This window comes from Acinetobacter sp. CAU_H_S170_2 (genome assembly GCF_058890445.1).
On record NZ_JBZYAE010000001.1, the window covers coordinates 252677 to 273459 of the forward strand.

Genomic DNA, 20783 nt, shown 5'->3' on the forward strand with positions numbered 1-20783 from the left:
CATAGTTTCCCAAAGAAATCTTTGAAAAGCATGAAGCTATGAGCTTAAACACGCAAATTCTAATTGCAGCGATCTTTGGGGTCATCTTCGGATTTATTCTCAATCTTTTCCCGGGTACCGCTTTTTTAGACATGAGTTTGTATGGAATCGGGGTGGTCAGCAGTGTTTTTATTGGTCTGTTAAAAATGCTCTTGATTCCCCTCATTTTTAGCTCAATTGTGGTGGGGGTATCCAACTTACAAGCGGGCGGACAACTCTCCCGTGTTTGGAAAATTACGCTGGCATGTTGTGTCACCACCACGACTTTGGCCTTGATATTGGGTTTAAGCTGCGCGCATTTATTTGAAGTTGGCAAAGGTGTCGATATAGCTATGTTCCAAGACGCCATGGCCTCTCATCAAACTCCAGATACGCTCACGCCATCTTCGTTCTTCACCAACTTTATTCAAAATACGCTGATTAACCCGTTCAAAGCTTTTGCCGAAGGCAATGTTTTAGCGGTGGTGGTTTTTGCTCTGTTCATTGGAGTGGCACTGGTTAAAGGCGGAGAAAAATTCCGTACGGTACGTAAGCTGAGTCAACAGTTCTTTGACATCATGATGTTGATGATTGGTTGGGTGATGAAGCTAGCCCCGCTAGGAATTTTTGCCTTACTTGCTAAGTTGATTGCCACTGAAGACATTTCGGTATTGAGTCGTTTGGCTGAGTTTGCGGCTGTGGTAACGGGCACTACCATTTTTCATGGTCTGGTGGTCTTGCCGCTATTACTGTGGATTTTTGGCAAGATGAATCCGATGACCTTTTTTAAAGGTACACGTGTGGCGTTAATTACGGCTTTTGCCACCAGTTCAAGCTCAGCGACCATGCCTTTATCCCTCAAGTGTGCGCAAGAAAATCTTGGTGTACGTCCGCAAACGGCAGGCTTTGTGATTCCGTTGGGGACGCAGCTCAATATGGATGGTACTGCGCTGTATGAGGCAGCGGCGGCTTTGTTTATTGCCAACTTGATGGGACTAGATTTGACCTTGAGTCAGCAGCTGGTGGTGTGTCTGACGGCAATGATTGCCTCTTTAGGTGCTCCGGGGATTCCGAGTGCGGGCATGGTCACCATGATTATGGTATTGCAGTCTGTCGGGCTTCCTGCTGAAGCAATTGCGATTTTATTGCCGATTGATCGCTTGCTGGATACCGTGCGTACTGTGGTGAATGTACAAGGTGACATGATGATTAGTGTGGTGGTGGATCGACATACCAAGGATCTGGATGCACCTTTGCCCAATTTATCGAATCCGTCTTAAGTTTTGCTCTAAAATAAAAAAAGCAGCCGATTGAGCTGCTTTTTTATTTTAGGATTTAAGCGACTTTGAGCATGGCACGTTTAGCCGCTGGGGATTGGTCTAAGTAGGCAATAGCATCTTCTGTTTTGGCTTCGTGTACAGGGTCATACCATGGTACCAAATAGCCAAATTGCTGTGAGATTAACCAGAGTGGACTTGGTAAAACTTGATGATTCCGTTTAGAAATAGACAGCCACTCACGCCAAATCCAAGGTTTAAACAGACTGGGTTGAATCGACTTAAAACGGTCATCTTGTTTCATAATATGGGCTGCACCATCAACCCATAAACCCAGCACGGCAGCAATCACCACCAGACTCAAATAATAGCGCGCAATATAGCCTCCACCTAAATGTCGGTACAAATCAAATGCGACGGTACGGTGTTCAATTTCTTCTGCGCCGTGCCATTTGATTAAGTCTAGCATCGCAGGGTCAGCGCCCATTTTTTCCCATTCGGTGTTGTCCAGTGCATATTTGCCAAGGACACAGGTCATGTGTTCCACCGTGGCAATAATACCGAGTCGAAACAGATCCCACTGGTGCTCAAGTGCTTTGGGTACAGTGAGATCAAGTGGTTTATCGGCCAGTAATTTTCCAAATAAGAAATTCATCAACTCTAGATTACGGGAGACATCAATCTTTCTTTGGCTGAGATACTCTTTATTGGCTGAGTTGTGTGCCTGCGCATGCATGGCTTCTTGGCGGATAAAGGCTTGTACATCCTGTTTCAGCTTTTCATCGCTAATTTGCGGTAAGACTTTGTTATAGAGGCGGCAGAACCAGAACTCACCTGCGGGCAGAATCATATTAATTTCATTGATGAAATAGCTGGCAAAAGGGTGGTTGGGAATCCAATCAATCGGACTGTCTTGCCACTCAAATTTAACTTTGCGAGGCTTAATTGTGTAGGCAATAGAGGAACGAATTTTGTTTTTTTTCAATCGAGACCATAATTTCATATGCTGACCTATTTTTATATGTGTTGAACTTTTTCACGAGCTGAATAAAGTCAGTATAAAAAAAAGTCCCCGATTGCGATTAGCAATAGGGGACACAGATACAGCAATAGATGATGCTTTTATAGGTTGGCGTTTAAAACTTAAGCCTCAGACTGTGGTTTGGTTTCCACATCGTCTTCAGCGTCAAGATCTATCGCGGCTTCAGGATCTTCATCGAACTCGTCTGCATCCAGCTCATCGGCTGTTGCATCTGGAATACTGCTTAAGTCAAAGTGTTGGGCTTGGTCTAAAGTAAAATTGAGTCGTCCGCCCATCACACTTGCCAGTTCTTCTAGGCCTTGTTTGTTGAGAGAAGAGAACAATTGAATTGAGAAATCCAGTTTCATCTTTTTCAATTGGGCTTTCACTTCTTGCAATGCTTTAGAAGCAGGGCCACGGTTGAGTTTATCGGACTTGGTTAGCAGTACATGCACAAACAATTTACGTGAATACGCCCATTCCAACATCATCACGTCAAAGTGCTGTAGCGGATGACGAATATCCATCAACAAGACTAAGCCTTGTAAGCTTTTACGCTGAATCAGGTAATTTTCTAACTCTTTTTGCCACACGATTTTCATCGCTTCAGGCACGGCTGCATAACCATAACCGGGTAAGTCGACGAGACGTTGATCAGGATTACCCAGACTGAAAAAGTTAATCATCTGCGTACGACCCGGTCTTTTCGAGGCACGAGCCAATTGCTTTTGGTTGGTTAAGGCATTGATCGCACTGGACTTTCCTGCATTTGAACGACCCGCAAAGGCAATTTCATAGCCTGTATCTTCTACACACAGATTGAGCTTCGGGGCACTCATTAAAAACTCTGCTTTACGCAGCCAGTTGAGAGCGCGCACAGCATATTCAGTAACTGCAGAATCTACCTTTTTTTCATAGCTAATTTTTTGCTTTGGGGCAGCAGCAATTTTACTGTTTTTGGATTTTCCTCGGCTGTGGTGCATAACTCAACTTCAATTTATGATCTACAATCAGCCATTATAATGGAAGTCGAGCAGGCAATCGACCTTTGCAGCGTAAAGTCCGTAATCTTGTCTATAAAAGACCTTAATCGGCAAGATTGATCAGGTTAATCGGCGAGTGGGTTGTGAACTTATTTTGAGCTTCAGTGCCCAGTACATCTGCTAAGGTATATTGGTCTAAGCTGTGATAGAACTGATCCAGCGCTTGATCTAAGATCCCTTTCAGTCCGCAATTCGAGCGGAGTACGCAAGGCGGGGTGTTACATTCCACAATGTTCTGATCCGCTTGTAAGACCCGCACAATCTCGCCCAGTCTTAAATGTAGGGTTTCTGGATTGAGTCGAATCCCACCGCCACGACCGCGTGCAGTAATAATCCACTGCTGTTTCGCCATAAAGTGTACGATTTTCATCAAGTGGTTTTCAGACACTTGTAGTGCTTGTGCCAGTTCTGCAATGGTATGTGGTAGCGCTTTCGGCTGTGAAACATACATCAGAATTCGCAAAGCGTAATCGGTAAATTTATTGAGCTGCATGAGGTTACTGATCGTTGATAAGCAAAAAAACAAAGGGCTAGTCTAGCATAACCTGACTAACCCTCTCTATTTTATGCCGATGGCATGGGTTAGTGGTGAACACCACCTGTACCAAAAGCTTCACTGTGAATATTTTCGGCAGGAACACCACGGGCAATTAGGGCTTTTTGTTGTTCAGCCATAAATGGCATTGGGCCGCATAAGTAGTAGTCTGCTTGTACTGGTAGAATCGCGCTATCGATAGTATTCAAATCAAGGCGACCCTTCGCATCATAATCTTGACCCAAAACATCGCTTTGATGTGGGAACTCATATGCAGTAAAGGTGCTTAAGCGTGGGTATTTGGCTTTTAAGTCATGAATATGTTGTTTCATGGCATGCACTTGTTTGCTACGGCAGGCGTGCACAAAAGTCACAGGCTCTGGCATATCCAAAGTCACCAATTGATTCAGCATCGCCACCATTGGCGTGAGGCCTACACCACCACTAATAAAGACATTGCGTTTATTTGGGTCAATCAGGTAGAAGTTACCTGTTGGTGCAGACACTTCAATTTCAGCACCTTCGGCTAAACCATGCAGAGTATTTGACACCCAGCCTCCCGCCAAATCACCTTTTTCATCTTCGCGTTTAACCGAGATACGTAAATAGTCAGCTTGAGGGCTAGTTGAAAGGGTGTATTGGCGAGGTTGTTTTAGACCAAGTTCCTCAACAAATACACGTACTGAAATGTACTGACCTGCTTCATATTTTGGTAAATCACCACCGTCCACAGGGGCAAGATAGAAAGACGTGATTTCATCGCTTTCAACCACTTTCTTCGCGATTTTAAAGTTGCGCCAGCCTAACCAGCTCCCTTTGGTTTGTTGATGTTGCTCATAAATCGCTTTTTCAGTGCTAATGAATAAATCAGCCAATTGACCATACGCCGCAGCCCAAGCATCAATCAATGGATCCTCCATTGAAATACTTAAAACTTCACTAATCGAATGGAGGAGGTTTTCCCCAACAATATTGTAGTCGGGTGCTTGAATATTCAAGCTGACATGTTTGTGGGCAATCAGCTCAACCACAGGGAGTAATACTGAAGGATCTTCAATGTTTTCTGCATAGGCCAACACAGCACCCGCCAAAGCTTGGGCTTGAGCACCACTGCGTTGATGCCCCATATTAAAGGTTTCTTTTAAATTAGGATTGTTGCCTAACATGCGGTTATAAAAATAACCCGTGAGTGCGACACCATTTTCACGAAGGACAGGAACAGTTGCTTTTACAAGGTCAATTTGCTGCGGAGTCATGTTTGATCTCTCTTGGCTATCATTTATAAGATGTATTTAAAATATACCTTTAAAGATGTAATGTAAATACATCTTTTAAAGAAAAGCTTAATTTTTTTATGGAATATAATAATATCCCATAAATTTTGATTTTTAGATTTAAAAAGTAGATCACTTACGCCCAAACAAAGAGCCGAGTAAACCACGGACGATTTTTTGTCCTGTACTGCCCCCAAGGCTACGTGCGGCACTTTTAGCAAAGGTTCCGACCGTGTCTTGAATTAGCTTCTCACGCTGTTTCGCTTCACGTTCAGCTTCTTTCTGCTGTTCTTTTGCGATACGCTCTTGCTCACGTGCTTGTTGCTTAGCCAGTTTTTCAGCTTCTTTGGCCTGCTGTTTTGCGAGCAGCTCCTGTTCTTTGGCTTGTTGTTTCTCTTGCTCTATCTGTACCGCTTGTTGTTGGCGTTCAACCACTTTATTTTGTAGAAGTTCAAAAGCACTTTCACGGTCTAGGCGTTTTTCATAAATGCCTGCCACGATACTTTGTGAAATCAATGCTTGACGTTGCTCTGGGCTAATAGGACTGAAAGACGAGTAGGGTGGCATCACCCATGCACGCTCTACGACTTGCGGCGTGCCTTGTTCATCGAGGCAACTAATCAAAGCTTCACCCACAGCTAGCTCGGTGATGGCTTGCTCAACCTTAAATTCAGGGTTGGCACGGAAGGTGTCTGCAGCTGTTTTAACCGCTTTTTGATCTTTCGGGGTAAAAGCACGTAAGGCATGTTGTACGCGATTGCCGAGCTGTCCTAGGACGCTTTCAGGCAAATCCAGTGGGTTTTGCGTGACAAAGTAAATACCCACCCCTTTGGAGCGGATTAGGCGCACCACTTGTTCAATTTTTTCTTGCAGTGCTGCACTGGCATTATCAAACAGCAAATGTGCTTCATCAAAGAAGAACACCAGCTTGGGCTTGTCCATATCACCAACCTCAGGCAGCTGTTCAAATAACTCTGAAAGCATCCAGAGCAGAAAAGTGGCATAGAGCTTTGGGGTATTCATGAGCTTGTCTGCGGCTAGAATATTGATATAGCCATGACCATTACTGTCGGTCTGAATAAAGTCGAGAATATTTAAGCTGGGCTCCCCGAAAAATTGATCACCGCCTTGATCGGCCAGTGCCAATAAATTCCGTTGAATTGCGCCAAGGCTGGCAGGAGATAGGTTGCCATATTCGGCTTTAAACTCTGCGGCATGTTCACTGACATAACCAATCATGGCTTTTAAGTCTTTAAAGTCGATCAGTAACATGCCTTGATCATCTGCAATACGAAATACCGCAGAAAGTACCCCTTCTTGGGTATCATTCAAATTCAGCATACGTGCCAGCAACAGCGGGCCAATTTCAGTAATCGTGGTACGAATAGGATGACCTTGTTCAGCAAATAAATCCCAAAACATCACGGGTGATGCAGCAAAGGGAATGCTGTCGATGCCTAAACTTTTAATGCGTTCATCAAATTTGGGGTTGGATGCACCTGCCTGCGCTAAGCTGGAAACATCGCCTTTGGCATCGGCTAAAAATACGGGCACCCCGAGTCTGGAAAAACTTTCAGCCAACACCTTCAGGGTTACGGTTTTACCTGTCCCTGTTGCCCCTGCAATTAAGCCATGACGGTTGGCAAACTTCGAGTGTAGAACAACATCTTGTTGGGTATTCGTGGTTTTCTTGGCAATGATGATCGGGGTGCTCATACTTCTTCCTATTCAATTTTTTTGTGATGGTTATTCAGTCGTTTTAGTGCGTTTTCTATATCTTGAATTAAATCGGCAGGATGTTCTAGTCCTATACAAAAGCGAACCAATAAACCTTGTTGTAAATGTGTATGCTCAAGTGCACGCATGTCTTTGAGGTCATACAGCATCACCAAACTCACAGGACCGCCCCAACTAAAGCCGAGTTTGAAGAGCGACAGGGCATCACAAAACTGACGAATATCTTGCAGATCAAATTCGGGCTTGAAAATGACACTGACCAAACCTGCACTGTGTTGATCGACACAAATGTCTTTCCAATATGAATGACCTGCAGCACTCGAGTCAGCAGGGTGTAAGACCTGCACAAATGCCGGTTGTTGTTTTAGCCATGCTAGGAGTTGCAGCGCACTTTCAGACTGTGCGGCATAACGAATGCGCATTGATGCTAGACTGCGTTGGACTTGAGCAACATCATCCCCAGAGACGCTAATGCCTTGAATGGCATGCGTGCGAAAGAGTTGATGATGTAAAGCTCGCTCGCGTGTCACGACTGAGCCCATTAAAATGTCTCCGCCGCCACTTGGGTATTTGGTCAAAGCATGTACCGTCACATCTACACTTAAGTGCGCATCACTAAAATCAAAAGCATTAAAGGCAAGACCTGCGCCCCATGTGTTGTCTAAAGCAGTGAGCACATGATGCGTTTGTGCTTTTTTCACCAGTCCGACCAAATCTGGAAACTCCAGTGTGACTGACCCTGCGGCTTCTAGCCAAATCAGTTTTGATTTTCCCGTCGGTTGGAAAGAAGACACATCAATAGGGTTATAAACACGAACATCAATGCCATAGCGTTTTTCTAGATTACGAAGATGCTCCATGTTTGGCCCGTAAATATTATCTGCCACCCAAACTTCATCACCATGACTTAAAAAACATGAGTTCACTAGGTTGATGGCAGATAAACCACTCGGTGCCAATAAGCAGTAGGTTCCACCCTCAATTTGTGCAATGTTATCGCCCAGTGTAAATGTGCTGGGGGTGCCATGGGTGCCATAACTATAGTCATAGTCATCGGTCCAATGGCGATTAAACAGTGCATCTGTATCTTTAAAAATAATCGTCGATGCACGATACAGGGGAGGTTGGACCGTTGAGATGTACTGAGGAGCTTGTCTTGGTGCATGAACCAATGCGGTTTGCGGTTTTTTTTTCACGAATCGACTCATCATAAAGCGATAAATTGTTTTTAGCTTAAGAGAAAGTTTCTAAATAGGCGAGAAAATTGAACAAATGTGAATAAAGGTAAACAAAATACAAAGTTGGCTTCAATTTTGCTAAATCATCGATAAGGATAGTAAAAAGAAGGCATAAGCGCATGACGTCGCATTTAAAAGTACATTATTTTCAGCATATTGCTGGTGAAGGGTTCGGCAGTTGCTATACGTATTTAAAACAACAGGGTGCAGTAATCAGTGCAACTGAGTTTTTTGCTTTACCTGTGGATCAAGCCTTAGAGATAGAGGCCTTACCGAGTATTGAGGATGTTGACTTACTCATCATTATGGGGGGCACTATGAGTGTGAATGATGAAGTGAATTTTCCATGGTTAAAGATCGAGAAGCGTTGGTTAAGGCGTTACTTGGCCGCAGGAAAACCCGCGATTGGTTTATGCTTAGGTGGGCAATTGATTGCGAATGCTCTCGGTGCTGCGGTCAGTCGCAATGAACAACAGGAGTTGGGTTGGGCGACAGTACGCAAAATCCAGCACGTCCCAACAGAATGCTTTGAATTGCCTGAACAGTTTAATGTGATGCAATGGCATAGCGAGACCTTTGAAATTCCAAAAGGTGCTGTACATTTGGCTGAAAATACAGTCTGTCGCAATCAAATGTACCAAATTGGAAAGAATGTATTGGGTTTTCAATTTCACCCAGAGATCGTGCCAGAAACCTTAGCACTTTTTTTAGAAAATGATGACGAGCTGAATAAGTTTTCGGGGCAATACGTGGCAACTGAAACTGAATTGAAAAAATCGCCAAAATTAAATTTTATTGAGGGAAATCAAATCCTTAATAGCGCAATTGATTATGTGTTGCGGCAAACAGTCTATTGATGATTTTTTAAGCTACTGATAATCCAAACAAATTGAATATATTGTAAAAAATCAAAAATGGATTTGCTTATGCATTAAACAATGGCTATAATGAGCGACCCTTTAATGAAAGGGGGTTAACTGCGAATAAAGTAGTTAACATCGTGACAGTCGTGGCATCGATCATGACCTTAGTGATATTTCACTGCTCTTGACACTTACCTTTTAGTGGGGTGAGATGCGTCAGGAGTGATTCTTTATATATTTGGCTTGGAGTTTACTGGTATGTCTAACCAGAGAATTCGTATCCGTTTGAAGTCTTTTGATCACCGTTTAATTGATCAATCAGCTCAAGAAATCGTAGAAACAGCAAAACGTACTGGCGCACAAGTTTGTGGTCCAATTCCAATGCCTACACGCATTGAACGTTTTAACGTTTTAACATCACCACACGTTAACAAAGATGCGCGTGACCAATACGAGATCCGCACTTATAAACGTTTGATCGACATCGTTCAACCTACAGACAAAACTGTAGATGCATTGATGAAGTTAGATCTTGCAGCTGGTGTTGATGTTCAGATCGCATTGGGTTAAGGCTTTCGGGTTAATTAACGCTCTAAGTTAATTAGGCCGCTTTTTTAGAGGTTTATGCACATGGCTATTGGTTTAGTCGGTCGCAAGTGCGGTATGACACGTATCTTTACAGATGCTGGTGTTTCTGTGCCTGTTACAGTGATTGAGGTTGATCCTAACCGCATCACTCAAATCAAAACGCTTGAAACTGATGGTTATCAAGCGATTCAAATCACTACTGGTGAACGTCGCGAATCTCGCGTAACTAACGCTCAGAAAGGTCACTTCGCGAAAGCGGGTGTTGCTGCTGGTCGTCTAGTTCAAGAATTCCGTGCAACAGAAGCTGATCTTGAAGGTCGTGAAGTTGGTGGAACTATCGGTGTAGACATGTTCACAGTTGGTCAAGTTGTTGACGTAACTGGTCAGTCGAAAGGTAAAGGTTTCCAAGGTGGTGTTAAGCGTTGGAACTTCCGTACGCAAGATGCTACTCACGGTAACTCACTTTCTCACCGTGTTCTGGGTTCTACAGGTCAAAACCAGACTCCTGGTCGCGTATTCAAAGGCAAAAAAATGGCTGGCCATTTAGGTGCTGAACGCGTAACTGTACAGGGTCTAGAAATTGTATCTATCGACGCAGAACGTTCAGTTTTAGTAGTGAAAGGTGCAATTCCTGGCGCTACTGGTGGTGACGTAACTGTTCGTCCTACGATCAAGGCCTGAGGGGAAATAACGTGAATTTAAATACTGTTTCCGGCTCTGCTGTTGAATTATCAGAAGTTGCGTTCGGTCGTGAATTCAATGAAGCTCTTGTACACCAGGTTGTTACAGCTTATTTAGCTGGTGGCCGTCAAGGTTCAAAAGCTCAGAAATCACGTGCAGACGTTTCTGGCGGTGGCAAAAAGCCATTCCGTCAAAAAGGTACTGGTCGCGCTCGTGCTGGTTCTATTCGTAGCCCAATCTGGGTAGGTGGTGGTAAAACTTTTGCTGCTCGCCCACAAGATTGGTCTCAAAAAGTTAACCGCAAAATGTATCGCGGTGCAATGCAATGTATCTTAGCTGAACTTGTTCGCCAAGATCGTCTTGTATTGGTTGAAGAGTTTGCTGTTGCTGCTCCAAAAACTAAAGAGTTGCTTGCAAAACTTAACGACTTGAATGCTACTCGTGCATTGATCGTTACAGAATCTGTAGATGAGAATCTATACCTTGCAGCGCGCAACATTCCACACGTTGATGTGGTTGATGCTGCTGCTATCGATCCTGTTAGCTTGATTGCGTTCGATAAAGTTGTTATGTCTGTAGCTGCTGCTAAGAAAATTGAGGTAGAACTCGGATGAACAACGAACGTATCTATCAAGTCCTACAAGGACCTGTATTCTCAGAAAAAGCACAAGTTTTAGGCGAAACTGCTGGTGTTCAAGTTTTCAAAGTTGCACTTGATGCAAACAAACTTGAAATCAAAAAAGCTGTTGAGCAATTGTTTGGTGTTCAAGTTGTTAAAGTTAACACAACGATCACTAAAGGTAAGACTAAACGCTTTGGTAAAACATTAGGACGTCGTTCTGATGTTAAAAAAGCATACGTCACCCTGAAAGCTGGCCAAGATGTTGAAATGGCTGACTTGGGCGATACCGCTGAAAGCGCAGCGGAATAAGGACGAGAATTATGCCAATTCAAAAATGTAAGCCAACGTCTCCTGGACGTCGCTTTGTAGAGAAAGTCGTTCACGACCATCTTCACAAAGGTGCGCCTTATGCTCCGTTGGTTGAAGCTAAAAAACGTACTGGTGGTCGTAATAACAACGGTCACATCACGACTCGTCACGTTGGTGGCGGTCACAAGCAGCATTACCGTCTAGTTGACTTTAAACGTAACAAAGATGGTATTCCTGCAACTGTAGAGCGTATTGAATACGATCCTAACCGTACAGCACACATTGCACTAGTATTGTATGCTGATGGTGAGCGTCGCTACATCATCGCGCCTAAAGGCCTTCGCGCTGGCGATAAAGTTCAATCTGGTAACGATGCTCCAATTCGTCCAGGTAACTGTTTACCGCTTCGCAACATGCCTATCGGTTCTACTCTTCACAACATCGAACTTAAAATCGGTAAAGGCGCGCAATTAGCTCGTTCTGCTGGTACTTCAGTTCAGTTGTTGGGTCGTGACGGTTCTTACGCTATCGTTCGTTTACGTTCTGGTGAAATGCGTAAAATTCACGTTGAGTGCCGTGCAGTTCTTGGTGAAGTTTCTAACCAAGAAAGCAACCTTCGTTCACTTGGTAAAGCAGGTGCAGCACGCTGGCGTGGCGTTCGTCCTACCGTTCGTGGTATGGCGATGAACCCAGTAGATCACCCGCACGGTGGTGGTGAAGGTCGTAGCAAAGGTATTCAACCTGTAAGCCCATGGGGTCAAAAAGCTAAAGGGTACAAGACACGTACCAATAAGCGTACGACTAAGATGATTATTCGCGACCGTCGCGTTAAGTAACAAGTAAAGGAATCTGACAATGCCTCGTTCTCTGAAAAAAGGCCCATTCGTCGATGCGCACTTGTTCGCTAAGGTTGAAGCGGCTATCGCGGCTAATAACCGTAAGCCGATCAAAACTTGGTCGCGTCGTTCGATGATCCTCCCAGATTTTGTTGGTTTAACAATTTCTGTACATAATGGCCGTAACCATGTTCCAGTGATCGTATCTGAACATATGGTTGGTCACAAACTTGGTGAATTCGCGCCAACTCGTACCTATCGTGGTCACGGTGTTGACAAGAAATCTAAACGTTAAGGTGCTATGATGGAAGTTACTGCTAAATTACGCGGTGCCGCTATCTCGGCACAAAAAACTCGTTTGGTTGCAGACCTAATCCGTGGCAAATCTGTTGCTCACGCGCTTAATATTCTCAACTTCAGCAACAAAAAAGCTGCAGTTTTGGTTAAAAAAGCATTGGAATCTGCAATTGCAAACGCTGAACACAATAACAGTTTAGATGTAGACGACCTTAAGGTTACTACGATTTACGTTGATGAAGGCACTAGCCTTAAGCGTATTATGCCACGTGCTAAAGGCCGTGCAGATCGTATTACTAAGCGTACTTGTCACATTACCGTTAAGGTAGGGGTTTGATATGGGTCAGAAGGTTCATCCAATCGGTATCCGCCTTGGTGTTGTAAAACGTCATAACGCCAACTGGTATGCGAGTCCGAAACAATACGCTGAATACTTGCTTAAAGATCTTCAAGTTCGTGAGTTTTTAACTAAAAAACTTAAGAATGCAATGATCAGCAATATTCTTATCGAACGTCCTACGGGCGCTGCTAAAGTAACTATTAGCACTGCACGTCCTGGTATCGTTATCGGTAAAAAAGGCGAAGACATTGAGAAACTACAGCGTGAACTTACTCAAATTATGGGTATTCCAGCGCAAGTTAGCATCAATGAAATCGATCGCCCAGACTTAGACGCTCGTTTAGTTGCTGAAGCTATCGCTTCTCAATTAGAAAAACGTGTAATGTTCCGTCGTGCTATGAAGCGTGCGGTTCAAAACACAATGCGTGCTGGTGCTAAAGGTATCAAAGTTGAAGTATCAGGCCGTTTAGGTGGTGCTGAGATTGCTCGTACTGAGTGGTATCGTGAAGGTCGCGTACCTTTGCATACACTTCGTGCAGACATCGATTATTCAACTATGCGTGCTGAAACGACTTACGGTACGATTGGTGTTAAAGTTTGGATCTTCCGTGGTGAGATCTTGGGTGGCATGAAACAAGTCATGAACCCAGCTCCAGCTGAAGAACGTCCAGCTAAACGCGGTCGTGGTCGTGGTGAAGGTCAAGAGCGTCGTGGTCGTCGCAATGATCGTTCTGCTGAAAAAGGAGAATAATCCATGTTACAACCTAAACGTACTAAATTCCGTAAAGTGCAGAAAGGCCGTAACACTGGTCTAGCTCACCGCGGTAGCTCGGTATCTTTTGGTACAATCGCACTTAAATCTGTTGAGCGTGGTCAAATGACTGCTCGTCAAATTGAAGCAGCGCGTCGTACAATCAGCCGTCGTATTAAACGTGGTGGTAAGATCTTTATCCGTGTTTTCCCAGACAAGCCAATTACTTCTAAGCCTCTTGAAGTGCGTATGGGTAAAGGTAAAGGTTCTGTGGAATACTGGGTTTGTCAAATCAAACCAGGTAAAGTCTTGTACGAAATTGATGGTGTTAACGAAGAATTGGCTCGCGAAGCATTTACGCTTGCAGCTGCTAAACTTCCGTTTAAAACCACTATCGTGACTCGGACGGTAATGTAATGAAAACTAAAGATCTACGTGAAAAGTCGGTAGAAGAGTTGACAGCTTTGCTTGATGAGCAACAGCTTAACCAATTCCGTCTTCGTATGGCAAAAGCAACTGGTCAATTGGGTAAATCGCACGAAGTTGCACTTACTCGTAAGACAATTGCTCGTATTAAGACACTCCTTACCGAAAAACAGGGGAACGGACAATGAGTGAACAAACAGTTCGCACGTTAACCGGCAAAGTAGTAAGTGACAAAATGGACAAGTCTATTGTTGTACTTATCGAACGCCGCGTTCAACACCCGTTGTATGGCAAATCAATCCGCCGTTCAACTAAATTACATGCTCACGATGAGAACAACACAGCTAAAACTGGCGACGTTGTGACTATCAAAGAAAGCCGCCCAATTTCTAAAACTAAGTCTTGGACTCTAGTTGAAGTTGTTGAAGCTGCTGCTGAGTAATTAGACGTATCTGTTGCATCATCGGTTAATTTCGAGTACTCTTTGAGCCTTTCGAAATTGTGACCGGTGATGCTCGGTTTTGGAGTAGGGCAATGATTCAAACCGAAAGTATGCTAGACGTAGCAGACAATAGTGGTGCTCGCCGCGTACAATGTATTAAAGTACTTGGTGGTTCACACCGTCGTTATGCTTCTGTTGGCGACATTATTAAAGTTACTGTAAAAGAAGCTATTCCACGCGCACGTGTTAAAAAAGGTGACGTGATGAATGCTGTTGTAGTTCGTACAAAATTCGGTATCCGTCGTCCAGACGGTTCAGTGATTCGTTTCGACGATAACGCTGCTGTTATTTTGAACAACAACAAAGCGCCGATTGCAACTCGTATTTTCGGACCAGTGACTCGTGAACTTCGTACTGAACAGTTCATGAAAATTATTTCACTGGCTCCTGAAGTTCTATAAGAGGCAATCATGGCTAAGATTAAAAAAGGCGATCAAGTTATTGTGATCGCAGGTAAAGAAAAAGGCAAACAGGGTACTGTTCTGTCTGTTTCAAATGACCGTGTTATGGTTGAAGGCCTTAACTTGGTTAAGAAGCATCAAAAGCCGAACCGTGCAACAGGTGCTGAAGGCGCTGTAGTTACACAAGAAGCTTCGCTTCATATCTCTAACGTGGCAATTTTTAATGCTACAACCCAAAAGGCTGACCGTGTTGGTTACCAAGTGACTGAAGGCGTGAAAACTCGCGTTTACAAGTCAAATGGTGAATCAGTGGCGGTAGCGAAGTAATAGGTTGAAAAGGCAATGGCCAGACTTAAAACGCGTTACAACGACGAACTTAAGGCTCAATTACAAGAGACTTTAGCCGTTAAAAATGTGATGGATATTCCTCGCATTACTAAAATCACGATCAACATGGGTGTTGGCGCAGCTGCTGCTGACAAAAAACTCCTTGATGGTGCTCTTGCTGATATGCAAGCTATCGCTGGTCAAAAACCAGTTCTTACGTTAGCTCGCAAATCAATCGCTGGTTTCAAAATCCGTGATGGTTGGCCGATTGGTTGTAAAGTTACTTTACGCGGCGAACGTATGTACGAATTCTTAGACCGTCTAATCTCGATTGCGATCCCTCGTATCCGTGACTTCCGTGGTTTCTCTGCGAAATCATTTGACGGTCGCGGCAACTACTCAATGGGTCTTAAGGAACAAATTATGTTCCCTGAAATCGATTTTGATAAGATTGATCGTATTCGTGGTATGGATATTACCATCACTACGACTGCTCGCACCGATGACGAAGGCCGTGCGCTTATGCGTGCATTCGGCTTCCCGTTCAAATAAGAGGTCGATATGGCTAAGAAAAGTATGATTAATCGCGAATTGAAACGCGAAGCTACTGTTGCTAAATACGCTGCAAAACGTGCTGAATTAAAAGCTGTTATTGCAAACGTAAATGCTAGCGACGAAGAGCGTTTCGAAGCGATGATGAAATTCCAAGCATTACCACGTAATGCGTCTCCAGTACGTTTACGTAACCGTTGTGGTTTAACTGGTCGTCCTCATGGTTACTTCCGTAAGTTCGGTTTAAGCCGTAACAAATTACGCGATACAGTAATGCAAGGTGATGTACCGGGCGTTGTTAAGGCAAGCTGGTAAGGAGCACTATAGATGAGTATGCAAGATACCGTTGCCGACATGTTAACTCGTGTTCGTAACGCGCAAATGGCAAAGAAACAAACCGTTTCTATGCCAAACTCTAAGTTGAAGGTTGCTATTGCAAACGTTCTTCAACAAGAAGGTTACATTTCAAACGTAGAAGTTGCTGATGCTGAAGGCAAAGCAACTCTTACTTTGACTTTAAAGTATTTCGAAGGCAAGCCAGTTATCGAAACTGTGAAACGCGTAAGCCGTCCAGGTCTACGTCAGTATCGTGGTAAAGATGCACTTCCGAGCGTTAAGCAAGGTTTAGGTATTGCAATTGTTTCTACAAGCAAAGGCATCATGACTGATCGCGCTGCACGTGCTGCAGGTATCGGTGGTGAAGTTATTGCTTTTGTTTCTTAATAGGTGATTCCTCATGTCTCGTGTGGCTAAAGCCCCAGTAACTGTACCTAACGGTGTAACAGTTACTCAGAACGGCCGGCAGGTCGAAGTGAAAGGTAGCAAAGGTACTTTGTCTTTCACCCTGCATGCGCTGGTCGAGCTTAAACAGGAAGACGGTATTTTAGCGATTGCTCCAAAAGCTGAGTCGAAAGACGCTTGGATGCAAGCTGGTACTGCTCGCGCTGTGCTTAACAACCTTGTAAAAGGTGTGAGCGAAGGCTTCGAACGTAAGTTACAACTTATCGGTGTTGGTTATAAAGCTGCGGTTAAAGGTAACATTGTTAACCTTAACCTTGGTTTCTCTCACCCGATCGACTATACGCTTCCTGAAGGTGTAACTGCTGAAACTCCTACAGCAACTGAAATTGTTCTTAAATCTGCTGATAAAGCACGTTTAGGTCAGGTTGCTGCAGATATCCGTGGTTACCGTCCACCAGAGCCTTATAAAGGTAAAGGTGTTCGTTATTCTGACGAAGTTGTACTTCGTAAAGAAGCTAAGAAGAAATAAGGCGCGAGGTTCTTATGAACGAAAAGAAACAATCCCGTTTGCGTCGTGCGAAAAGCACACGCTTGCACATCCGTGCGTTGGGTGCGACTCGTTTGTGTGTAAACCGCACTCCGCGTCACATCTACGCTCAAGTTATTTCAGCAGATGGTGGCAAAGTTTTAGCGCAAGCTTCAACTTTAGATGCTACTTTACGTGCTGGTACAACTGGTAACGTTGAAGCAGCTACTAAAGTAGGTGCTTTAATCGCAGAACGCGCTAAAGCAGCTGGTGTTACTAAAGTTGCATTTGACCGTTCTGGTTTCAAATATCATGGTCGTATCAAAGCCTTGGCTGATGCTGCTCGTGAAAACGGCTTGGAGTTCTAATCATGGCTAAAGTTGAACAAAACGAAGGTCTTGTTGAAAAGCTGGTTGCCGTTGATCGTGTAGCCAAAGTTGTTAAGGGTGGTCGTATCTTCTCTTTCACAGCATTGACTGTGGTTGGTGATGGTAATGGTCGTGTAGGTTTTGGTCGTGGTAAAGCACGTGAAGTTCCAGCTGCTATTTCTAAAGCACTTGAAGCTGCTCGTCGCAACATGATTACTGTTGACCTTGTTAACGGTACTGTACAGCACCCTATTAACGCGCGTCACGGTGCAAGCCGTGTTTACATGCAGCCTGCTTCTGAAGGTACTGGTGTAATCGCTGGTGGTGCTATGCGTGCAGTTCTAGAAGCTGTAGGCGTACGTAACGTATTAACAAAATGTTATGGTTCTACTAACGCTGCAAACGTAGTAAACGCGACTTTTAACGGTCTGCGTGATATGACTTCTCCTGAGAAGGTTGCTGCGAAACGTGGTCTTACAGTAGAACAAATTCAAGGGTAATCAATCATGAAAACGATTAAAGTTACCCAGACTAAATCTTCTGCGCATCGCTTGAAAAATCACAAGCTTAGCCTACAAGGTTTAGGTCTGCGTCGTATTGGTCATACCGTAGAAGTGCAAGATACGCCTTCTAACCGTGGTATGATCAACCAAGTCTACTATATGGTTAGTGTAGAGGAATAAGCCATGACTCTGCGTTTAAATGAGCTTGCACCTGCTGAAGGTGCAAAACGTGAAAATCGTCGTCTAGGCCGTGGTATCGGTTCTGGCGTTGGTAAGACTGGTGGCCGTGGTGTCAAAGGTCAGAATTCACGTAAGAGCGGTGGTACTCGTCCAGGCTTTGAAGGTGGTCAAACTGCGTTATATCGTCGTTTACCTAAATTCGGTTTCACTAGCCAAATCGCTTTGAAAACTGCTGAAGTACGTTTATCTGAGCTTACTAAAGTGGAAGGCGACATCGTTAGCCTAGAAACTTTAAAAGCTGCAAACGTTGTACGTAAAGATATGTTACGTGCTCGTATCGTACTTTCTGGTGAAATTACTCGTGCATTCACTGTTCAAGGTGTTGCTGTGACTAAAGGCGCTAAAGCTGCTGTTGAAGCTGCTGGCGGTAAAGTCGAGGAGTAATCGCTAGTGTCTATGTCTCCTAGTTCTTCAGGTCATGTCAATATGATGAAAGGCCAGCCATTTCATGTGAAATACCGTGAAATTATTCGCCGCATGATGTTTCTCATCGGTGCATTATTGGTTTTTCGACTAGGAGCACATATTCCAGTACCAGGCATTAATAATGCCGCACTTGAAAATCTTTTTAATGCAAACCAAGGCACGATCCTTGGTTTGTTTAACATGTTTTCGGGTGGTGCATTAGAGCGTATGTCCATTCTTGCTCTTGGGATTATGCCGTACATTTCTGCATCGATTATCGTGCAGTTAATGTCTACAGTTATTCCTTCGCTGGAAGCTTTAAAGAAAGAAGGCGAACAAGGCAAGCGTAAGATTAATCAATATACGCGACAGGGTACATTGTTCCTTGCACTCGTGCAGGCAATTGGGATGTGTGCTGGTCTGATCAGTCAAGGGATTACCTTAACTGCAGGTCTGGCTTTCTACGTACCAGCTGTAACCTCTTTGGTTGCAGGTACAATGTTCTTGATGTGGTTAGGTGAGCAAATTACCGAACGTGGGGTAGGCAATGGTATTTCCATGATCATCTTCGCCGGTATCGTTGCAGGTTTGCCGAATTTAATTCTGCAATCAATATCATCAGTAGATAATGGTCAAACCAGTCTAATCGGCTTGGTAATTTTTGGCGTGTTGTCTCTGGCTGTATTAGCTGCAATTGTGTTTATTGAGAAGGCGCAACGTCGTATTCCAGTAAACTATGCTCAAAAACAACAAGGACGTCGTGTATTTACTGCACAACAGTCGCATTTGCCATTAAAAATTAATATGGCGGGTGTGATCCCAGCGATTTTCGCAAGTTCATTGCTTTTGTTCCCTGCGAGCTTAGGTCAATGGGTGGGTAGTGCAGATCCGAATGCGGGTATTATCAAACGTAGTTTGCAAGATTTGGCATTGGTGCTTTCGCCTGGTCAGCCGTTGTATTTGGTGCTCTTTGGTGCGTTAATTATCTTTTTCTGTTACTTTTATACAGCGCTTGTATTTAGCCCGAAAGAAGTATCGGAAAACTTGAAACGCAGCGGGGCTTATGTACCTGGTATTCGTCCAGGTGAGCAAACTGCTCGTTACTTAGATCATATTCTTAACCGTTTGACATTTATTGGCGCGATTTATATCACCATCATTTGCTTAATGCCGATGATTTTACAAAGCTCATTTGGTATTCCATTCTCTTTAGGTGGTACCTCTTTGCTTATTGTTGTGGTGGTAGTGATGGACTTTATGGCTCAGCTGCAAGCACATCTCACCTCGCATCAGTACGATAATCAAACGTTAATGAGAAAAACGACTGCTCATCCTAAGGGATAAGCGCACTTGAGGTTTCATCATGAAAGTACAAGCTTCTGTAAAGAAAATTTGTGGTAGCTGTAAAGTTATCCGTCGTAATGGGGTTATTCGCGTAATTTGTAGCGCAGAACCTCGTCATAAGCAGCGTCAAGGTTAATCTGATCAAGACCTGTTGATTTCAGTAGGCTAATTAGGTTATTATCCGCCCCTCAAGATTTTTGTGGGGCGGTTGATTGTCTTAACTGCCTTTTTGGAGAAAATTGAATGGCTCGTATTGCCGGTGTAAACATTCCGGATAACAAGCATGCTGTTATCTCTCTAACGTACATCTTTGGTGTAGGTCGCCACACTGCTAAGAATATCTTGGCTGCTGTTGGTATCGCGCCGACTACAAAGATCCGTGAATTAGATGACGCTCAGCTTGATGCGATTCGTGCAGAAGTTGCTAAGGTTCCGACCGAAGGTGATTTACGTCGCGAAATTTCCATGAACATTAAACGTTTAATGGATTTAGGCTGCTACCGCGGTCTTCGTCATCGTCGCAGCTTGCCTGTCCGTGGACAACGCACCAAAACTAACGCACGTACCCGTAAAGGTCCGCGCAAACCTATTAAGAAATAAGATTTCTGGAAGCTAAAAGATGGCTAAAGATACTCGCACACGCAAGAAGGTCACTCGTACCGTCTCTGAAGGTGTTGCACACATTCACGCTTCTTTTAATAACACCATTGTGACTATTACCGATCGTCAAGGTAATGCACTGGCTTGGGCTACCTCTGGTGGACAAGGCTTCCGTGGATCACGTAAATCAACTCCGTTTGCTGCTCAGGTAGCTGCTGAAGTTGCTGGTAAAGCTGCTTTAGACTACGGTTTGAAAAACTTGGACGTCCTTGTAAAAGGTCCTGGTCCTGGTCGTGAATCTGCGGTTCGTGCTTTAGGTGCAGTGGGTTATAAAATTAACAGCATTACCGATGTGACGCCAATCCCGCACAACGGTTGCCGTCCACCTAAAAAACGTCGCGTGTAAGGAGAAACATTC

Annotated in this window: 32 protein-coding genes and 1 pseudogene; 27 read left to right on the forward strand and 6 right to left on the reverse strand. The window is 44.1% G+C overall.

Annotated features, from left to right (window positions below):
* The first annotated feature begins 38 nt into the window (after nucleotides 1-38).
* On the forward strand, nucleotides 39-1298 hold the full coding sequence (locus tag AC5EUN_RS01195) for a dicarboxylate/amino acid:cation symporter (RefSeq protein ID WP_131230672.1): 1260 nt from the start codon (nucleotides 39-41) through the stop codon (nucleotides 1296-1298).
* Nucleotides 1299-1353: 55 nt separating this feature from the next.
* Here AC5EUN_RS01195 and AC5EUN_RS01200 read toward each other — a convergent pair whose 3' ends face one another.
* The 6 genes from AC5EUN_RS01200 to AC5EUN_RS01225 form a co-directional block, all read right to left on the reverse strand.
* Nucleotides 1354-2298, reverse strand: a complete 945-nt coding sequence (locus AC5EUN_RS01200; protein ID WP_160362142.1) for a metal-dependent hydrolase — start codon at nucleotides 2296-2298, stop codon at nucleotides 1354-1356.
* A 140-nt stretch (nucleotides 2299-2438) separates the two neighbouring features.
* Nucleotides 2439-3299 carry a ribosome biogenesis GTP-binding protein YihA/YsxC gene (gene yihA / locus AC5EUN_RS01205; RefSeq protein WP_010327597.1) on the reverse strand — a complete coding sequence of 287 codons (861 nt, stop codon included), beginning with the start codon at nucleotides 3297-3299 and terminating at the stop codon, nucleotides 2439-2441.
* A gap of 103 nt (nucleotides 3300-3402) precedes the next feature.
* The gene (locus AC5EUN_RS01210; RefSeq protein WP_004977913.1) at nucleotides 3403-3852 is read right to left on the reverse strand and encodes an RrF2 family transcriptional regulator; all 450 of its coding nucleotides are present in this window, start codon (nucleotides 3850-3852) and stop codon (nucleotides 3403-3405) included.
* Nucleotides 3853-3941: 89 nt separating this feature from the next.
* Nucleotides 3942-5150 carry an NO-inducible flavohemoprotein gene (hmpA, locus tag AC5EUN_RS01215; protein WP_131230668.1) on the reverse strand — a complete coding sequence of 403 codons (1209 nt, stop codon included), beginning with the start codon at nucleotides 5148-5150 and terminating at the stop codon, nucleotides 3942-3944.
* A gap of 150 nt (nucleotides 5151-5300) precedes the next feature.
* Nucleotides 5301-6884, reverse strand: a complete 1584-nt coding sequence (locus tag AC5EUN_RS01220; protein WP_131230666.1) for a helicase HerA-like domain-containing protein — start codon at nucleotides 6882-6884, stop codon at nucleotides 5301-5303.
* An 8-nt stretch (nucleotides 6885-6892) separates the two neighbouring features.
* Complete coding sequence (locus AC5EUN_RS01225; RefSeq protein WP_159152627.1) at nucleotides 6893-8101, reverse strand: PLP-dependent transferase; 1209 nt, start codon at nucleotides 8099-8101, stop codon at nucleotides 6893-6895.
* A 161-nt stretch (nucleotides 8102-8262) separates the two neighbouring features.
* On the opposite strand from AC5EUN_RS01225, the gene AC5EUN_RS01230 reads away from it, so the two are divergent.
* The 26 genes and pseudogenes from AC5EUN_RS01230 to rpsK all read left to right on the forward strand — a co-directional run bounded on the left by AC5EUN_RS01230 (nucleotide 8263) and on the right by rpsK (nucleotide 20771).
* The gene (locus tag AC5EUN_RS01230; protein ID WP_131230662.1) at nucleotides 8263-9000 is read left to right on the forward strand and encodes a type 1 glutamine amidotransferase; all 738 of its coding nucleotides are present in this window, start codon (nucleotides 8263-8265) and stop codon (nucleotides 8998-9000) included.
* A 264-nt stretch (nucleotides 9001-9264) separates the two neighbouring features.
* Nucleotides 9265-9576 carry a 30S ribosomal protein S10 gene (rpsJ, locus tag AC5EUN_RS01235; protein ID WP_000070912.1) on the forward strand — a complete coding sequence of 104 codons (312 nt, stop codon included), beginning with the start codon at nucleotides 9265-9267 and terminating at the stop codon, nucleotides 9574-9576.
* A gap of 60 nt (nucleotides 9577-9636) precedes the next feature.
* Nucleotides 9637-10275 (forward strand): 50S ribosomal protein L3, encoded by a 639-nt coding sequence (gene rplC, locus AC5EUN_RS01240; RefSeq protein WP_004691328.1) that lies wholly within the window; start codon nucleotides 9637-9639, stop codon nucleotides 10273-10275.
* An 11-nt stretch (nucleotides 10276-10286) separates the two neighbouring features.
* Nucleotides 10287-10889 (forward strand): 50S ribosomal protein L4, encoded by a 603-nt coding sequence (rplD, locus tag AC5EUN_RS01245; protein WP_004691326.1) that lies wholly within the window; start codon nucleotides 10287-10289, stop codon nucleotides 10887-10889.
* Nucleotides 10886-11206 carry a 50S ribosomal protein L23 gene (rplW, locus tag AC5EUN_RS01250; RefSeq protein ID WP_004691323.1) on the forward strand — a complete coding sequence of 107 codons (321 nt, stop codon included), beginning with the start codon at nucleotides 10886-10888 and terminating at the stop codon, nucleotides 11204-11206. The genes rplD and rplW overlap by 4 nt, the downstream gene beginning before the upstream one ends.
* Before the next feature lie 11 nt (nucleotides 11207-11217).
* Nucleotides 11218-12042 (forward strand): 50S ribosomal protein L2, encoded by an 825-nt coding sequence (gene rplB / locus AC5EUN_RS01255; RefSeq protein WP_004691322.1) that lies wholly within the window; start codon nucleotides 11218-11220, stop codon nucleotides 12040-12042.
* 19 nt (nucleotides 12043-12061) lie between these two features.
* Nucleotides 12062-12337, forward strand: a complete 276-nt coding sequence (gene rpsS / locus AC5EUN_RS01260) for a 30S ribosomal protein S19 (RefSeq protein WP_004281508.1) — start codon at nucleotides 12062-12064, stop codon at nucleotides 12335-12337.
* Between the two features lie 9 nt (nucleotides 12338-12346).
* Nucleotides 12347-12676 carry a 50S ribosomal protein L22 gene (rplV, locus tag AC5EUN_RS01265; RefSeq protein ID WP_004691320.1) on the forward strand — a complete coding sequence of 110 codons (330 nt, stop codon included), beginning with the start codon at nucleotides 12347-12349 and terminating at the stop codon, nucleotides 12674-12676.
* 1 nt (nucleotide 12677) lies between these two features.
* Nucleotides 12678-13494 (forward strand): annotated as a pseudogene (rpsC, locus tag AC5EUN_RS01270) (30S ribosomal protein S3).
* Nucleotides 13434-13847 (forward strand): 50S ribosomal protein L16, encoded by a 414-nt coding sequence (rplP, locus tag AC5EUN_RS01275; RefSeq protein WP_004691317.1) that lies wholly within the window; start codon nucleotides 13434-13436, stop codon nucleotides 13845-13847. The pseudogene rpsC and the gene rplP overlap by 61 nt, the downstream one beginning before the upstream one ends.
* Nucleotides 13847-14044 carry a 50S ribosomal protein L29 gene (gene rpmC, locus AC5EUN_RS01280; protein ID WP_004650482.1) on the forward strand — a complete coding sequence of 66 codons (198 nt, stop codon included), beginning with the start codon at nucleotides 13847-13849 and terminating at the stop codon, nucleotides 14042-14044. Before rplP ends, rpmC begins: the two co-directional genes overlap by 1 nt.
* On the forward strand, nucleotides 14041-14298 hold the full coding sequence (gene rpsQ / locus AC5EUN_RS01285) for a 30S ribosomal protein S17 (RefSeq protein ID WP_004691314.1): 258 nt from the start codon (nucleotides 14041-14043) through the stop codon (nucleotides 14296-14298). Before rpmC ends, rpsQ begins: the two co-directional genes overlap by 4 nt.
* A gap of 92 nt (nucleotides 14299-14390) precedes the next feature.
* Nucleotides 14391-14759 carry a 50S ribosomal protein L14 gene (rplN, locus tag AC5EUN_RS01290; RefSeq protein WP_004657680.1) on the forward strand — a complete coding sequence of 123 codons (369 nt, stop codon included), beginning with the start codon at nucleotides 14391-14393 and terminating at the stop codon, nucleotides 14757-14759.
* Between the two features lie 9 nt (nucleotides 14760-14768).
* On the forward strand, nucleotides 14769-15086 hold the full coding sequence (gene rplX, locus AC5EUN_RS01295) for a 50S ribosomal protein L24 (protein ID WP_004691313.1): 318 nt from the start codon (nucleotides 14769-14771) through the stop codon (nucleotides 15084-15086).
* 15 nt (nucleotides 15087-15101) lie between these two features.
* A complete protein-coding gene (rplE, locus tag AC5EUN_RS01300) occupies nucleotides 15102-15638 on the forward strand; it encodes a 50S ribosomal protein L5 (protein ID WP_004691311.1) in 537 nt (178 codons plus the stop codon).
* Between the two features lie 9 nt (nucleotides 15639-15647).
* Nucleotides 15648-15953, forward strand: coding sequence for a 30S ribosomal protein S14 (gene rpsN / locus AC5EUN_RS01305; protein ID WP_004691309.1), 306 nt, complete (start codon nucleotides 15648-15650; stop codon nucleotides 15951-15953).
* Between the two features lie 12 nt (nucleotides 15954-15965).
* A complete protein-coding gene (gene rpsH / locus AC5EUN_RS01310; protein WP_004691308.1) occupies nucleotides 15966-16361 on the forward strand; it encodes a 30S ribosomal protein S8 in 396 nt (131 codons plus the stop codon).
* Between the two features lie 13 nt (nucleotides 16362-16374).
* The gene (gene rplF, locus AC5EUN_RS01315) at nucleotides 16375-16908 is read left to right on the forward strand and encodes a 50S ribosomal protein L6 (RefSeq protein WP_004691306.1); all 534 of its coding nucleotides are present in this window, start codon (nucleotides 16375-16377) and stop codon (nucleotides 16906-16908) included.
* 14 nt (nucleotides 16909-16922) lie between these two features.
* Nucleotides 16923-17273 (forward strand): 50S ribosomal protein L18, encoded by a 351-nt coding sequence (rplR, locus tag AC5EUN_RS01320; protein WP_004650473.1) that lies wholly within the window; start codon nucleotides 16923-16925, stop codon nucleotides 17271-17273.
* Between the two features lie 2 nt (nucleotides 17274-17275).
* Nucleotides 17276-17773: a 30S ribosomal protein S5 gene (gene rpsE, locus AC5EUN_RS01325; RefSeq protein ID WP_004691304.1), complete on the forward strand. Its 498-nt coding sequence runs from the start codon at nucleotides 17276-17278 to the stop codon at nucleotides 17771-17773.
* Nucleotides 17774-17779: 6 nt separating this feature from the next.
* Nucleotides 17780-17956: a 50S ribosomal protein L30 gene (gene rpmD / locus AC5EUN_RS01330; protein ID WP_004691302.1), complete on the forward strand. Its 177-nt coding sequence runs from the start codon at nucleotides 17780-17782 to the stop codon at nucleotides 17954-17956.
* Nucleotides 17957-17959: 3 nt separating this feature from the next.
* Complete coding sequence (gene rplO, locus AC5EUN_RS01335; protein WP_004691300.1) at nucleotides 17960-18400, forward strand: 50S ribosomal protein L15; 441 nt, start codon at nucleotides 17960-17962, stop codon at nucleotides 18398-18400.
* 45 nt (nucleotides 18401-18445) lie between these two features.
* Entirely contained in the window at nucleotides 18446-19765 is a 1320-nt protein-coding gene (gene secY, locus AC5EUN_RS01340; protein WP_171054269.1) for a preprotein translocase subunit SecY, read from the forward strand.
* A gap of 19 nt (nucleotides 19766-19784) precedes the next feature.
* A complete protein-coding gene (gene rpmJ / locus AC5EUN_RS01345; RefSeq protein ID WP_000867907.1) occupies nucleotides 19785-19901 on the forward strand; it encodes a 50S ribosomal protein L36 in 117 nt (38 codons plus the stop codon).
* 107 nt (nucleotides 19902-20008) lie between these two features.
* Entirely contained in the window at nucleotides 20009-20365 is a 357-nt protein-coding gene (gene rpsM / locus AC5EUN_RS01350; protein ID WP_004691296.1) for a 30S ribosomal protein S13, read from the forward strand.
* Between the two features lie 19 nt (nucleotides 20366-20384).
* Complete coding sequence (rpsK, locus tag AC5EUN_RS01355) at nucleotides 20385-20771, forward strand: 30S ribosomal protein S11 (protein ID WP_001040166.1); 387 nt, start codon at nucleotides 20385-20387, stop codon at nucleotides 20769-20771.
* Nucleotides 20772-20783 lie beyond the last annotated feature (12 nt).

Bases quoted from the DNA above. Each gene is read 5' to 3' on its own strand.
- AC5EUN_RS01195 (WP_131230672.1), top strand. From the start codon at position 39: ATGAGCTTAAACACGCAAATTCTAATTGCAGCGATCTTTGGGGTCATC.
- AC5EUN_RS01200 (WP_160362142.1), bottom strand. From the start codon at position 2,298: ATGAAATTATGGTCTCGATTGAAAAAAAACAAAATTCGTTCCTCTATT.
- yihA (WP_010327597.1), bottom strand. From the start codon at position 3,299: ATGCACCACAGCCGAGGAAAATCCAAAAACAGTAAAATTGCTGCTGCC.
- AC5EUN_RS01210 (WP_004977913.1), bottom strand. From the start codon at position 3,852: ATGCAGCTCAATAAATTTACCGATTACGCTTTGCGAATTCTGATGTAT.
- hmpA (WP_131230668.1), bottom strand. From the start codon at position 5,150: ATGACTCCGCAGCAAATTGACCTTGTAAAAGCAACTGTTCCTGTCCTT.
- AC5EUN_RS01220 (WP_131230666.1), bottom strand. From the start codon at position 6,884: ATGAGCACCCCGATCATCATTGCCAAGAAAACCACGAATACCCAACAA.
- AC5EUN_RS01230 (WP_131230662.1), top strand. From the start codon at position 8,263: ATGACGTCGCATTTAAAAGTACATTATTTTCAGCATATTGCTGGTGAA.
- rpsJ (WP_000070912.1), top strand. From the start codon at position 9,265: ATGTCTAACCAGAGAATTCGTATCCGTTTGAAGTCTTTTGATCACCGT.
- rplC (WP_004691328.1), top strand. From the start codon at position 9,637: ATGGCTATTGGTTTAGTCGGTCGCAAGTGCGGTATGACACGTATCTTT.
- rplW (WP_004691323.1), top strand. From the start codon at position 10,886: ATGAACAACGAACGTATCTATCAAGTCCTACAAGGACCTGTATTCTCA.
- rplB (WP_004691322.1), top strand. From the start codon at position 11,218: ATGCCAATTCAAAAATGTAAGCCAACGTCTCCTGGACGTCGCTTTGTA.
- rpsS (WP_004281508.1), top strand. From the start codon at position 12,062: ATGCCTCGTTCTCTGAAAAAAGGCCCATTCGTCGATGCGCACTTGTTC.
- rplV (WP_004691320.1), top strand. From the start codon at position 12,347: ATGGAAGTTACTGCTAAATTACGCGGTGCCGCTATCTCGGCACAAAAA.
- rplP (WP_004691317.1), top strand. From the start codon at position 13,434: ATGTTACAACCTAAACGTACTAAATTCCGTAAAGTGCAGAAAGGCCGT.
- rpmC (WP_004650482.1), top strand. From the start codon at position 13,847: ATGAAAACTAAAGATCTACGTGAAAAGTCGGTAGAAGAGTTGACAGCT.
- rpsQ (WP_004691314.1), top strand. From the start codon at position 14,041: ATGAGTGAACAAACAGTTCGCACGTTAACCGGCAAAGTAGTAAGTGAC.
- rplN (WP_004657680.1), top strand. From the start codon at position 14,391: ATGATTCAAACCGAAAGTATGCTAGACGTAGCAGACAATAGTGGTGCT.
- rplX (WP_004691313.1), top strand. From the start codon at position 14,769: ATGGCTAAGATTAAAAAAGGCGATCAAGTTATTGTGATCGCAGGTAAA.
- rplE (WP_004691311.1), top strand. From the start codon at position 15,102: ATGGCCAGACTTAAAACGCGTTACAACGACGAACTTAAGGCTCAATTA.
- rpsN (WP_004691309.1), top strand. From the start codon at position 15,648: ATGGCTAAGAAAAGTATGATTAATCGCGAATTGAAACGCGAAGCTACT.
- rpsH (WP_004691308.1), top strand. From the start codon at position 15,966: ATGAGTATGCAAGATACCGTTGCCGACATGTTAACTCGTGTTCGTAAC.
- rplF (WP_004691306.1), top strand. From the start codon at position 16,375: ATGTCTCGTGTGGCTAAAGCCCCAGTAACTGTACCTAACGGTGTAACA.
- rplR (WP_004650473.1), top strand. From the start codon at position 16,923: ATGAACGAAAAGAAACAATCCCGTTTGCGTCGTGCGAAAAGCACACGC.
- rpsE (WP_004691304.1), top strand. From the start codon at position 17,276: ATGGCTAAAGTTGAACAAAACGAAGGTCTTGTTGAAAAGCTGGTTGCC.
- rpmD (WP_004691302.1), top strand. From the start codon at position 17,780: ATGAAAACGATTAAAGTTACCCAGACTAAATCTTCTGCGCATCGCTTG.
- rplO (WP_004691300.1), top strand. From the start codon at position 17,960: ATGACTCTGCGTTTAAATGAGCTTGCACCTGCTGAAGGTGCAAAACGT.
- secY (WP_171054269.1), top strand. From the start codon at position 18,446: ATGAAAGGCCAGCCATTTCATGTGAAATACCGTGAAATTATTCGCCGC.
- rpmJ (WP_000867907.1), top strand. From the start codon at position 19,785: ATGAAAGTACAAGCTTCTGTAAAGAAAATTTGTGGTAGCTGTAAAGTT.
- rpsM (WP_004691296.1), top strand. From the start codon at position 20,009: ATGGCTCGTATTGCCGGTGTAAACATTCCGGATAACAAGCATGCTGTT.
- rpsK (WP_001040166.1), top strand. From the start codon at position 20,385: ATGGCTAAAGATACTCGCACACGCAAGAAGGTCACTCGTACCGTCTCT.